The following is an 11,925-nucleotide window of genomic DNA, read 5'->3' on the forward strand; positions in this document are numbered from 1 at the left end:
AGTGCCCATGGTACTGCAGGGGAGGCCCTGTGGGAGAGCAGGTCGCTGCCGGATATGTTTCAAATAGAATGTCACATTGACATTCTATTTTTATATGTGCGCCCAGCATGGGCGATAGCTTGACGGTGAAAGTCTGTTGTGGGCTTGGTAGTAGCAACCATTAGCCAAAGACAAGGGTGTCCATCGTGAGGTGGAATCTGAAGAAAGTCGGAGGCAAAGTCTCGGTCTGAGGAACACAAACCATCTACTTGATTATATTTAAGAATATAGTTTTAAAAAGTATACTTTTAAAGTATACTTTTTAAAACTTTTCCTATGCTATCGTGTATAATTATATTAGCCTTATTATCATAAGGAGTAGTAGATTTATTTATAAGAACTAAGTTGCTGCCATTAAAATAGTCAACTAATCCTGCTGCAGGATATACTACTAGGGATGTACCTCCTACAATTAAAATATCTGCATTACGTATATACTCCACTGAGGTATTTAATACATCTGTGTCCAAGCTTTCTTCATATAAGACTACATCTGGTTTAACTAAACCATTACATTTATCACATTTTGGAATAAGCTCCTTACTTTTTATTACATAGTCTAAATCAAAGAATTTATTACATTTAATACAATGGTTTCTGTGGATTGAACCATGTAATTCTAACACATTTTTGGAGCCTGCCATTTGGTGGAGTCCATCGATGTTTTGTGTTATTATAGCTTTTAGTTTTTCTCTCTTCTCTAGTTCTGCCAAAGCATAATGAGTATCATTGGGTTTTGCATCCTTATATATCATTTTTTTTCTATAAAAATCAAAGAAGTCTTCAGTATGAGACATAAAGAATGTGTGACTTAGCATTATTTCAGGAGGATATGAAAAGTTATTTTTAGTCTTATATATACCTGCTTCAGATCTAAAATCAGGTATATTTGATTCAGTGGAAACTCCAGCACCTCCTAAAAACACAATATTTTGACTTGAGTGCACAATTGATTTCAAGTTTTCGTAACTCATAAAATCACCCCTAATTTATATTAAATATTATTTTCTTCCAACACTACATCTGAACCTTTTAATCACCTGATTTCAATTGGGTATTTATCTTTTAAGTTATTGATGCATTTTGAATATTCAAGGGTTCTTTTTTCTTGTAATAGTCCATTTTCTATAGCATTTTTTACTTCATCAAAACTTTTTATGGAGTCTTTTTCCTTATTTTCTACTTTTATAAGATGGTATCCAAATTGAGTTTTTACAGGTTTGCTTAATACACCTATTTCTAATTGGAAGGCTGCTGCTTCAAATTCGGGTACCATTTGTCCTTTAGTAAAGGTACCTAGGTTACCACCTTCAGATTTAGATGGGCATGAGGAGTATTTTTTCGCTGCATCCTCAAAGGATAACCCTTTTTCTATTTCATTGGATATCTGGGTAGCTTTTTCAAAAGAATCTACTAATATGTGTTTTGCAGTGACATTTTCAGGTTTTTTGTACATAGATTTGTTACTGGTGTAATAATCTTCTACTTCTTTATTACTAACCTTAATATTTTCCATAATTTTAGATATGGTTTCTTGAATTAGTAATTCCTTTTTGGCCATTTCTAATTTAACTAAATAATCTTTATTTTTTTCTAATTCAATTTCCTTACCATAATTATAAAAAAGTTCAAAAGATATCATTTCATCTAATAACTGTTTTCTACCTTCATCTGTACTAAAATATTGCTGCCTTTCTCCGGGAAATCTCTTTATTACATTTTGAAAATCAGTTTCAGTTATTTCCACATTGTTAACAATTGCCAATATATTATTTTGCATATATTTTCTCCTTAAATATAATTTATAACTCATAATTAATTATTACATACTTTGCGTAGTTTTTCTATATAAAATAGGAGCTAGCAAAGTATTTGTCATAGAAAACTTGGATTTAGTGTAAAAAGTATCTTAAATTACTACAGGTTCCAATAAATGTATCTTGCCATTTTTTAAGTCTATTTCTACTTCTGCTCCAATTGGAATAGTTATTTTGGGATATGAATGGCCAGATTGGAAGTTAGTTAAAGTGGGTTTTTTTAAACTCAGTATTCTATTTTCAAATATTTCGGATAAAGTTAGGCTTTGTTTAAATTCAGAAAAGTCGCAATCCCTAAACTGACCTATAATAAATCCTCTACATTGCTGAAGTTTTCCGCTTAAATGTAAATGAGTGAGCATTCTATCTATTTTATAAGGTTCTTCATTTACTTCTTCTATAAATAATATTTTATCCTTGGTATTTACCGCATAAGGTGTACCAATTGTGCTGCATATTAAAGATAGATTACCTCCTGCAAGTTCTCCTTTTACATAGTCGCCGTTAAAGTGATCTGTAGGTATATTATCAGTATTTTCTATAGTAAAAGGATTATATCCAAACATTAATGTATCTAAAAAGGTTTTTAATGTAGAGGAATCAAATTTAGAATTGCACATGGGAGAGTGAAAGGTAATTAAATCACATCTTTGATATATGTTATTTAACAAGGTAGTTATATCACTGAATCCACAAAATATTTTAGGATTATTTCTTATAATATCAAAATCTATAAGAGGAAGAAGTCTCATAGCACCATAACCTCCTCTTATACACAGTATCATATCTACATCCTTATCTAAAAACATATCCATAAGATCTTGTGCTCTATCTTTATCTTTTCCAGCTAGATAACCCCATCTATCGTAAATATGTCTGCCGTTTTTAACTTTAAATCCCAGGTGTTTCAAAAAATTAATACTTTCTTCTATTTTTTTGGGTTCCTCATTGCTTGAAGGAGATACAATGCCTATAGTATCTCCTTTTTCTAATTTTTTTCCTAACAAAACCATCACCTTCCAAAATCAGAATAGATCCTTTTTTTTAAGGAATATTATGGATATGACACAAATTAAGGCTGTAATTCCATATATAATCCAGAAAGCATTTGTATATTTTCCAAAGGGTATGCCGGATACATTCATACCAAAGGAACCAAATATTATATTTGGTATAGACATAACTATAGTTACGGATGCTAAAAGTTTCATAACTATATTTAAATTATTAGATACCACTGAGGCAAAAGCATCCATAGTTCCAGCTAGAATATTGCTATAGATATTGGTCATTTCTATAGCTTGTTTGTTTTCGATAATAACATCTTCTAAAATATCTTGATCTTCAGGATATTTTTGTAAAAGTTCTAATTTTAACATTTTTTCTAAGGTTATTTCATTAGCCTTTAAAGATGTAGAGAAATAAACTAAAGATTTTTCTAGGGATAAAAGCTGAATAAATTCTTTGTTTTTCATGGACTTGTGAAGTCTTTGCTCAATCATTACACTCTTTTTGTCTATTTGTCTTAAGTAAAGAAGGTAATAACTCGCTATCCTGTAAAGTATCTGTAATATAAATCTGGAGCGTTTGAAAGTGTAAAAGGATTTTACTTTACCAGCTATGAAATCTGTGAGAATTTTACTGTTTTTTAAACAAACCGTTATTAAAATGGACTCTGTATGGATTATTGAAAGGGGATAAGAGTCATAAGTTAAAGAATTGACCTCCATTTCAGTAAAAGGAATATCCACTATTACGAGTAAGTTATTATCTTCTATATCTATACGGGATGTTTCTTCTTCGTCAAGGGCAGCTCTTAAAAAATCTAGTGAGACACCAGATTTTTTTGATATTAAGAGTAAATCTTCATCAGAAGGTGCTATAATGTTAATCCAACAACCATGTTCTATAGTGTCTATAGATTGTAATTTATTTGATGTATCATCTATAGTTTTGTAAATTGATATCATATAATGCCCTCCTAAGTATATATGTGATATAATTATTATCCTTGGTTAAGTGGGTAAATTATGTTGATGACTATTTACATTATAGCTTATGAAGTATACTTTTGAATATGATATTATTAATATATATATGATAATAATATATTAAAATTTAAATTTATTTATGTGGACAAAATAAATTTAAGGATAAATTGAATATTATATAATACTAGGATAAAAATAAAATTAAATTGAATATTATATACATTAAAAGGCGAGAATCTAAATGATAAAATTAATTTGTTAATTCATAATAGGACTTGCTGGGAGGATATGAATGAAAAAAAAGTATTGTATAATATGTGGAAAGCCTTTAAGTAATGGTATAATAATATATGGTAGAGGAATATGTGAAACTTGTGAAAAAAGATTACTAAAACTAGAAAATAATTTAGATTTTTATGAGTATTATAAACAGAGAATAAAAAAGACTATAGTACGTTTTATTATAAAAGGAGAGATAATCCATTGTCAGAATTACCGCTTTTAGAAGGAGTTTTAAAATACATTGAAGAAAATAATATATCATTTTGTATGCCTGGACATAAAAATGGAAGGGGATTTTTTAATACTTCAATAGGAAGGAAATTTATAGATAATATTTTAAAGTTTGATATTACAGAAGTAGATGGAGTTGACAATTTGCATAATCCCAAAAGTATAATATTAGATGCCAGTGAGCATCTTAGAGATTTTTATGGAAGTGAAAAATCTTACTTTTTAGTTAATGGCAGTACTTCAGGAAATATGATAATGCTATTTAGCAGTTTTAACGAAGGGGATAAAGTTTTAGTAGAAAGAAATTGTCATAGCTCCATATTTAACGGGATAATTATAAGAAAATTAAATCCCGTATATTTAAAAAATATTATAAGTACAAGATTAAATGCTCCTATTTGTATAAATTTGGAGCATTTTTTAGAAATATTAGATAAAAATAAAGATGCAAAAGGAATAATTATTACATACCCTAACTATTATGGCATATGCAGCAATTTAGAATTTATAATAGAAAAAGCCAGGGAATATAATATGAAAATTTTAGTGGATTGTGCTCATGGATCTCATTTTGGAGTTCATGAAAAACTACCTAAAAGTCCAGTTAAAATGGGAGCAGATATGGTAGTTACAAGTGCGCATAAGACATTGTCAAGTCTTACGCAGACTGCTTATTTACATGTTAATAATAAGGAAGATTTAGATAAAGTTGATTTTTATTTTAAAATATTTTTAAGTACAAGTCCTTCTTATATAGCACTTTGTTCTATGGATTATGCCAGGTTTTATCTTGAAAAATATGGCCATAGAGATTATGAAAAGCTTATTGAAATAAGTAAACATTACAGGGATAAAATAAACAGTATAAAAGGGTTCAGTATAATTGAAAAAAAAGATATATTAGTACATAATGAAAAATTACCACCAAGTGTGTGGAATTTAGATTCTACCAGATATATAATAAATTTGGAAAAAGGGCATAGTGCTAATCTATTATTGGATTATTTAAGAAAATCGAAAATTCAAGCTGAAATGAGTGATGACTTTAATGTAGTATTAATTTTTTCTCCTTTTAATAAAGAAGAAGAATTCGAAAAATTGTATAGAGTATTAAAAGATTGCAATTTAAAAAAAATTAGGCATAGAAAAATAGATATGATAGAGTATGAAATGCCAAGAATGAAACTACGTCCTTATGAAGTTGTAAATTTGGAAAGTGAAATAATAAATACAGAAACCTCATTGGGAAGAGTATCAGCGGTTAATATAATACCATACCCTCCAGGAATACCTTTATTGTTGATGGGAGAGATAATAGATAGGAATATTTTAAGTATTATAAGGTATTATGTGAAAGCTGGATTAGATATAGTAGGGATAAAAGATAATAAGATTTCAGTTGTAAAATAAATTGATGGGGGAAGTTTAATGAAATTATTAAAAGGGAAACTTATAGTTATAGAAGGATGTGATGGCAGCGGAAAAGCTACCCAGACAAGAAAACTTTATAATAGACTTTTAGATGAAAAATATAACATAAAAAAGGTGGAGTATCCCAATTATAATAGTGAATCCTCTGCTTTAGTAAAAATGTATTTAAATGGGGACTTTGGAAAAAATCCTGAAGATGTAAGTGCCTATGTTGCATCTACTTTTTATGGTGTGGACAGATTTGCTTCTTATAAGACTCAGTGGAAAAAATTCTATGAGGAAGGAGGTATAGTTCTGTCAGATAGATATACTACATCAAATATGATACATCAAGCTTCAAAGATCCATAATGTAGAAGAGAAAGATAGGTTTTTAAAATGGCTGTGGGATTTTGAATTTAATATATTTAAGTTACCAGTACCTGATTGTGTAATATTTTTAGATATGCCCCCAAAATATAGTAAAGATCTTATGAGTGGCAGGAGTAATAAATTCACTGGAAATACTAAAAAGGATATACATGAAGGTAATTATAACTACTTAGTTGATTCATATAATAATGCAGTATATGTAGCAGATAAGTATAAATGGAGCAAGATTTGTTGTATTGAAAAAAATAGAATAAATACAGTAGATAAAATTCATGAAAATATATATAGTTTAATAAAAAGCATTTTAATTTAATATAAATAATATAGCGAGGAAGTATATCTGTTGAAATAAGCGACTATGCTATAATTATTATAAGTTAATTTTAAAAATTCAGATGATTTTTATTATAAAGTCAGAAGGAGAGATGTTTTATGAAATTGATTATAGCCATTGTTCAAGATGATGATGCGGGAGATTTATTAAAAGTTTTAACGGAACATGAATTCAAAGTCACTAAACTTGCTACTACAGGAGGATTTCTAAAAGCAGGCAATACAACTTTAATGATAGGAGTGGAAGAAGAGGGTGTAGATAAAGTGATAGCTTATGTTGAACAGGTATGTAAGACAAGAAAACAGGTTATAACAACTCCTTCTTCAGTTGCAAGTGCTACGGGAGTATATATGCCTTATTCTATGGAAATAGAGGTGGGAGGAGCAAATATATTTGTAATAGATGTGGATAAATTCGTTAAAATTTAGGAGGTAATTTTAAAGGTGAGTTTTTATAGGATAATAGGCCATGACATAATAAAATCTCAGATAGAAAATTCTATAAAGATGGGTAGGCTTTCCCATGCTAGTATTTTTGTGGGGGAGGATGGTATTGGAAAGAGTTTGTTTGCTGAAGAACTGGCTGTAAAAATATTAGGTAAAGATGAAATTAAACAATATGTAGATATAATAAAACTTAAATTATTTAAAAATAAAAAATCTATTGGTATAGAAGAGATAAAATATATAATAGAAGAGATTAATAAAAAACCTTATGAAGGAGATAAAAAAGTAGTAATATTATATAATTCTGATAAGCTTACAGAAGCTGCTCAGAATGCATTATTGAAAACTATAGAAGAACCACCCCAAGGGAGTTTTATTATATTATTATGCGAAAAGCTGGATGGAATTTTAGATACAGTAAAATCTAGATGTCAGATATATAAACTTAATAGATTAAATTCAAAAGATATGAAGGTATTTTTAAATAGTAAGTTTCCTAGATTATCTGACCAGGAATTAATTTCTATTATGGCTTTTAGTGGTGGTGTACCTGGAAGAGCAGAGAAGTTTATTTCAAGTTCAGCTTTAAGGGAAGTAAGGAATATGACTATAAATATATTTAAGAAATTATATGACAGAGATATAAATATTACTTTAGAATTTTCCGATTATTTATTTAAAGAAAGAGATAATTGGGAAGAGATACTTACCTGTATGTTATCTTACATACGTGATGTTCTAATATATAAGGAAACAGGTAGTAGTGATTTAATTATAAATAGGGATAAATTTGAAGATTTAAAAGCTATAGGAGAAATGTTTTCATTTAATAAGTTAAATGCTATTATTAATATTATAGGAAGTGTCAGACAAAAATTAGATAGAAATGTAAGTTCAACATTAGTTTTTGATTCTATGCTGATGAAAATGCAGGAGGTATAAATAAAATATGGTAACAGTTGCAGGAGTGAGATTTAAAAAGGCTGGAAAGATATATTATTTTTCACCAGACAATTTAAATATAAAAAAATATGACAACATAATAGTTGAAACAGCTAGAGGTGTAGAATTTGGTAAATGTGTTATAGCTCCTAAAGCTATAGATGAAAGTAATATAGTGTCACCACTTAAAAATGTATTAAGAGTGGCTACAGAAGAAGACATAAAAAAACATAATGAAAATAAAGAAAAGGAAAGTGAAGCGTTTAAGGTATGCATTGAAAAAATACAACAGCATGATTTGAAAATGAAACTTATAGATGTAGAATATACTTTTGATAATAATAAGGTCATTTTTTATTTTACTGCAGATGGAAGAGTGGATTTTAGAGAGCTGGTAAAAGATCTTGCTTCAATATTTAGAACTCGAATAGAACTGAGACAGATAGGAGTGAGGGATGAAGCTAAGATGGTGGGAGGCCTTGGACCCTGTGGAAGAACCATGTGCTGTTCTACATTTTTAGGAGATTTTGTACCTGTTTCTATAAAAATGGCTAAGGAACAGAATTTGTCTCTAAATCCTACAAAAATATCAGGTATGTGTGGAAGGCTTATGTGTTGTTTAAATTATGAACAGGATACTTATGAAAGAATAAGAAAAAAATTGCCCAAAGTAGGTTCCATTGTGGATACATCTGATGGACGAGGGGAAATTATAAGCAATTCCGTGGTAAAGGAGCTAGTTAAGGTAAAAATAAAAGTTAAAGATGGAGAGGATATTATAAAGGACATATCTATACATGATGTTCATATGATATCTGGTGGATTTGAGGGAAGTATAAATGAAGATGAGATAAAGATGGATATAGAAGCTGAAGATGAAGATGAGGATATAATTAAGCATTTATTTAATGATAACTAGGGGGTTGGTTAGTGTATGAAATCTGTATTTAAAATTCCTAACATACGTAATAACAGAGATGTAAATAAAATAAAAAAAATTATTTCTAATAATCAGGGAGTAATAGCATGTCAGATAAATACACAAAAATGCGAGGTTAGTATAGTATATGATGATTATTTCATAACAGAAGATAAGATAATACAATGTCTTGAAGATGTAGGTTATACGGTGTTCTAAAATTATCTTTAAAAATTATAATAAATATGATAAAATGTTATAGGATATAAAAAACATATGATTTTTTAAATTAAGGAGGTGTAGTATAATGGCATATAAAATTACAGATGCGTGTATGAATTGTGGAGCATGTGCTTCAGAATGTCCAGTTGAATGCATAAGTCAAGGAGATACTCAATTTTTAATAGATGAGGGTACATGTATAGATTGTGGAAGCTGTGCTAGTGTCTGTCCTGTAGGAGCACCAGTTCAAGCGGACTAGTGTAAATGATTAAAGTTATTTTTAAAAAGGCTGCCTAGGGTAGTCTTTTTAATTTTAGGACAAGTTTTGAAACAAAGTACTATGGTCTTATATTTATAAATACATAAAACATTGTATAAAGAGTAGGTTATTTTAACCGATTAATAAAATATAGGTGAAAGGATTCAAATAAGAGTTTTAGTAGCAAAATGCATTAAGTGGAGGTACAATATGGATATATCTATTATTTTATTCTTGATTTTTGGACTATTAGCTCTAGGTGGAGGATTCATATTAGATGGTGGAACTCTTTCAGCTCTTTTGGGACCTACAGCAGCGATGATAGTATTTGGTGGAACAATTGGAGCTATAGGGATGTCTTTTCCTGTAGATGTACTAAAAAGAATTCCAAAAATATTTAAGTTTATGATAAACCCTCCAAAAACAGATTTGCCTTCTTTGATATCTTATTTTAAAGATGTATCTTATAAAACTAGAAAAAACGGGCTTTTAAGCTTGGAAGGAGAAATATCTAATGATCCTAATCTGGATCCCTTTATAAAGAAGGGATTGCAGCTTGTGGTAGATGGAGTGGATCCACAGGCAGTTAGGAGCATATTGGAGTTGGAACTGGAATCTACATCGGAAAGGCATAGACAAGGTTCATCTATATTTCAAAGTGCTGGAGGATATTCACCTACTATGGGAATAGTAGGTACAGTTATGGGATTGGTTCATGTTTTAGGTAATTTGGAAGATCCATCTACATTGGGACCTAAGATAGCGGTGGCATTTTTAGCAACACTATATGGTATTGGAGCTGCTAATATTATATGGCTTCCTATAGCCAATAGATTAAATGTACTTGATGATAAAGAGGTAAAAGAGAAAACCTTGATAGTTGAGGGAATATTATACATACAAGAAGGAATAAACCCAAATACCATAGCAGAGAAATTAAAAAGTTTTCTAAATAAACAAGAATTAGCTAGATTTGAAGAAATGGATGGTAAACAGCAATTATGAAGAAGAAAAAAAAGCATGCAGAAGAAAATACAGAAAGATGGCTGCTTACCTATTCTGATTTAATAACTTTGCTTATGATATTTTTTGTTGTAATGTATTCCATGAGCAATATAAGTGCATCTAAATATAAACAGGTAGCAGAATCTTTAAAACTGTCTATGGGTGGAGGAAAAAGTGTAATAGGAAGTGACGATACTTCAAGTATAAAAGAAACTGTAGATCCTGAAGAAACACAGCAAACTGATACAGATGATCAGGAAAAAAAGTTATCTGAATTAAAATCACAGGTAGATAAATACCTACAAAATGGTGAAATGAGTGGAAGTGTATCCACCAGTATAAATGAAAGAGGACTTATTGTAAGTATGAACGATACATTGTTGTTTGATACGGGAAGAGCAGATATAAAACCGGAGTTTCAGCAAAAGCTTGTAGAAATAGGTAAAATTTTAAATCAGCTTGGAAATTATATGAGGATAGAAGGGCATACAGATAACATGCCTATTAGTAATAATCAATATTCTTCTAATTGGAAATTATCCTGTGATAGGGCATCTAATGTTACCGAGTTTCTTATAAAAAATGCTGGTATTCAACCAGAAAGATTATCTGCAATTGGCTATGGAGAATATAGACCAGTAGGTGATAACTCTACAGATGAAGGCAAGGCTAAGAATAGGAGAGTTGATATAGTCATATTAAATAGCAAGTTTAATGCAGTTGAGGAAAGTGGAGCCAGTAGCAGTTCTACTAATAAATAAAATAATATAGTACTTAAAAATCCTAGAATTATATGTTCTGGGATTTTTGTATATGGGCTACGTAGTAAGTTGACAATATAAAGCATTTAAAGCATAATTGAAAATATCAATTTAAAAAATGAGGTATTTATGTGAATAATAATTTATTAAAAAATAATGAAACTTTGGATGATTTACAACTAAAGGGATTGTGTATTATACAAAAAAAAGATGCATTTAGATTTGGAGTAGATGCGGTGCTGTTGGCTAATTTTGCTAAAATAAAAAGAGGAGCCAGTATAATTGATTTATGTAGCGGTACAGGAATAGTTCCATTTATAGTAGCTGGAAAAACACAGGCGGGAAAAATAATAGGTATAGAAATACAAAAAGACATGGTAGAAATGGCTATGAGAACTGTAAAGTTTAATAATATGGGAAATTTTATAAAATTTATTAATAGGGATTTAAGAGATTTAAATTATTTAAGGAGTATGTCCAAAGTGGATATAGTTACAGTTAATCCCCCTTATAAATTAAAAAATTCTGGAATAATAAATTTGAAAGAAAAAAATGCTATTGCCAGACATGAAATATGTTGTGAATTAGAAGATGTTATAAAAGCAGCTAAAACTGTATTAAAAGATAATGGCAGATTTTATATGATACATAGACCAGATAGAATGGCAGATATTATTTGTACCATGAGAGAGTATAAGATAGAACCTAAATTCATAAGAATGGTTCAGCCAAGTGTAAATAAGGCTCCTAATATGGTACTTATAGAGGGACAAAACAATGGAGGGCGATTTTTAAAATGGGGTGTACCTATATATGTACGTGAGTTAGATGGAAGCTATAGTGGAGAAATTAATAGGATATATGGAAGATAAGAG

At 29.6% G+C, this 11,925-nt stretch carries 15 protein-coding genes; 11 read left to right on the forward strand and 4 right to left on the reverse strand.

Annotated features, from left to right (window positions below):
* Positions 1–287 precede the first annotated feature (287 nt).
* From V7Q02_RS03460 to V7Q02_RS03475, 4 genes are all read right to left on the reverse strand, one after another.
* On the reverse strand, positions 288–1,013 hold the full coding sequence (locus V7Q02_RS03460) for an NAD-dependent protein deacylase (protein ID WP_333859578.1): 726 nt from the start codon (positions 1,011–1,013) through the stop codon (positions 288–290).
* Between the two features lie 62 nt (positions 1,014–1,075).
* On the reverse strand, positions 1,076–1,819 hold the full coding sequence (locus V7Q02_RS03465; RefSeq protein WP_333859579.1) for a peptidylprolyl isomerase: 744 nt from the start codon (positions 1,817–1,819) through the stop codon (positions 1,076–1,078).
* Positions 1,820–1,948: 129 nt separating this feature from the next.
* Entirely contained in the window at positions 1,949–2,863 is a 915-nt protein-coding gene (locus V7Q02_RS03470; protein ID WP_333859580.1) for a S66 peptidase family protein, read from the reverse strand.
* An 18-nt stretch (positions 2,864–2,881) separates the two neighbouring features.
* Positions 2,882–3,826: a magnesium transporter CorA family protein gene (locus V7Q02_RS03475; protein ID WP_333859581.1), complete on the reverse strand. Its 945-nt coding sequence runs from the start codon at positions 3,824–3,826 to the stop codon at positions 2,882–2,884.
* Positions 3,827–4,139: 313 nt separating this feature from the next.
* Between V7Q02_RS03475 and V7Q02_RS03480 the strand changes: the two genes are divergently transcribed.
* From V7Q02_RS03480 to V7Q02_RS03530, 11 genes are all read left to right on the forward strand, one after another.
* Positions 4,140–4,352 carry a sigma factor G inhibitor Gin gene (locus V7Q02_RS03480; protein ID WP_333859582.1) on the forward strand — a complete coding sequence of 71 codons (213 nt, stop codon included), beginning with the start codon at positions 4,140–4,142 and terminating at the stop codon, positions 4,350–4,352.
* Positions 4,331–5,770: an aminotransferase class I/II-fold pyridoxal phosphate-dependent enzyme gene (locus tag V7Q02_RS03485; protein ID WP_333859583.1), complete on the forward strand. Its 1,440-nt coding sequence runs from the start codon at positions 4,331–4,333 to the stop codon at positions 5,768–5,770. The genes V7Q02_RS03480 and V7Q02_RS03485 overlap by 22 nt, the downstream gene beginning before the upstream one ends.
* Before the next feature lie 18 nt (positions 5,771–5,788).
* Positions 5,789–6,475 (forward strand): dTMP kinase, encoded by a 687-nt coding sequence (locus V7Q02_RS03490; RefSeq protein ID WP_333859584.1) that lies wholly within the window; start codon positions 5,789–5,791, stop codon positions 6,473–6,475.
* A 119-nt stretch (positions 6,476–6,594) separates the two neighbouring features.
* Positions 6,595–6,924, forward strand: coding sequence for a cyclic-di-AMP receptor (locus V7Q02_RS03495; RefSeq protein ID WP_333859585.1), 330 nt, complete (start codon positions 6,595–6,597; stop codon positions 6,922–6,924).
* Between the two features lie 15 nt (positions 6,925–6,939).
* On the forward strand, positions 6,940–7,884 hold the full coding sequence (locus V7Q02_RS03500) for a DNA polymerase III subunit delta' (protein ID WP_333859586.1): 945 nt from the start codon (positions 6,940–6,942) through the stop codon (positions 7,882–7,884).
* A 7-nt stretch (positions 7,885–7,891) separates the two neighbouring features.
* Positions 7,892–8,803, forward strand: a complete 912-nt coding sequence (locus tag V7Q02_RS03505; RefSeq protein ID WP_333859587.1) for a PSP1 domain-containing protein — start codon at positions 7,892–7,894, stop codon at positions 8,801–8,803.
* Between the two features lie 15 nt (positions 8,804–8,818).
* The gene (locus V7Q02_RS03510) at positions 8,819–9,022 is read left to right on the forward strand and encodes a heavy-metal-associated domain-containing protein (protein WP_333859588.1); all 204 of its coding nucleotides are present in this window, start codon (positions 8,819–8,821) and stop codon (positions 9,020–9,022) included.
* Between the two features lie 88 nt (positions 9,023–9,110).
* Positions 9,111–9,284 carry a DUF362 domain-containing protein gene (locus tag V7Q02_RS03515; RefSeq protein WP_333859589.1) on the forward strand — a complete coding sequence of 58 codons (174 nt, stop codon included), beginning with the start codon at positions 9,111–9,113 and terminating at the stop codon, positions 9,282–9,284.
* A gap of 210 nt (positions 9,285–9,494) precedes the next feature.
* Entirely contained in the window at positions 9,495–10,289 is a 795-nt protein-coding gene (locus V7Q02_RS03520) for a flagellar motor protein (protein WP_333859590.1), read from the forward strand.
* Positions 10,286–11,050: a flagellar motor protein MotB gene (locus tag V7Q02_RS03525; RefSeq protein WP_333859591.1), complete on the forward strand. Its 765-nt coding sequence runs from the start codon at positions 10,286–10,288 to the stop codon at positions 11,048–11,050. The genes V7Q02_RS03520 and V7Q02_RS03525 overlap by 4 nt, the downstream gene beginning before the upstream one ends.
* Positions 11,051–11,181: 131 nt before the next feature.
* On the forward strand, positions 11,182–11,922 hold the full coding sequence (locus tag V7Q02_RS03530) for a tRNA1(Val) (adenine(37)-N6)-methyltransferase (RefSeq protein WP_333859592.1): 741 nt from the start codon (positions 11,182–11,184) through the stop codon (positions 11,920–11,922).
* Positions 11,923–11,925: the final 3 nt, after the last annotated feature.

Source organism: Clostridium sp., assembly GCF_036781005.1.
GTDB lineage: Bacteria > Bacillota > Clostridia > Clostridiales > Clostridiaceae > Clostridium_B.

Excerpts from the sequence above, each read along its gene's own strand:
- V7Q02_RS03465 (WP_333859579.1), bottom strand. The coding sequence starts at position 1,819 with ATGCAAAATAATATATTGGCAATTGTTAACAATGTGGAAATAACTGAA.
- V7Q02_RS03520 (WP_333859590.1), top strand. The coding sequence starts at position 9,495 with ATGGATATATCTATTATTTTATTCTTGATTTTTGGACTATTAGCTCTA.
- V7Q02_RS03495 (WP_333859585.1), top strand. The coding sequence starts at position 6,595 with ATGAAATTGATTATAGCCATTGTTCAAGATGATGATGCGGGAGATTTA.
- V7Q02_RS03515 (WP_333859589.1), top strand. The coding sequence starts at position 9,111 with ATGGCATATAAAATTACAGATGCGTGTATGAATTGTGGAGCATGTGCT.
- V7Q02_RS03525 (WP_333859591.1), top strand. The coding sequence starts at position 10,286 with ATGAAGAAGAAAAAAAAGCATGCAGAAGAAAATACAGAAAGATGGCTG.
- V7Q02_RS03460 (WP_333859578.1), bottom strand. The coding sequence starts at position 1,013 with ATGAGTTACGAAAACTTGAAATCAATTGTGCACTCAAGTCAAAATATT.
- V7Q02_RS03505 (WP_333859587.1), top strand. The coding sequence starts at position 7,892 with ATGGTAACAGTTGCAGGAGTGAGATTTAAAAAGGCTGGAAAGATATAT.
- V7Q02_RS03510 (WP_333859588.1), top strand. The coding sequence starts at position 8,819 with ATGAAATCTGTATTTAAAATTCCTAACATACGTAATAACAGAGATGTA.
- V7Q02_RS03480 (WP_333859582.1), top strand. The coding sequence starts at position 4,140 with ATGAAAAAAAAGTATTGTATAATATGTGGAAAGCCTTTAAGTAATGGT.
- V7Q02_RS03475 (WP_333859581.1), bottom strand. The coding sequence starts at position 3,826 with ATGATATCAATTTACAAAACTATAGATGATACATCAAATAAATTACAA.
- V7Q02_RS03490 (WP_333859584.1), top strand. The coding sequence starts at position 5,789 with ATGAAATTATTAAAAGGGAAACTTATAGTTATAGAAGGATGTGATGGC.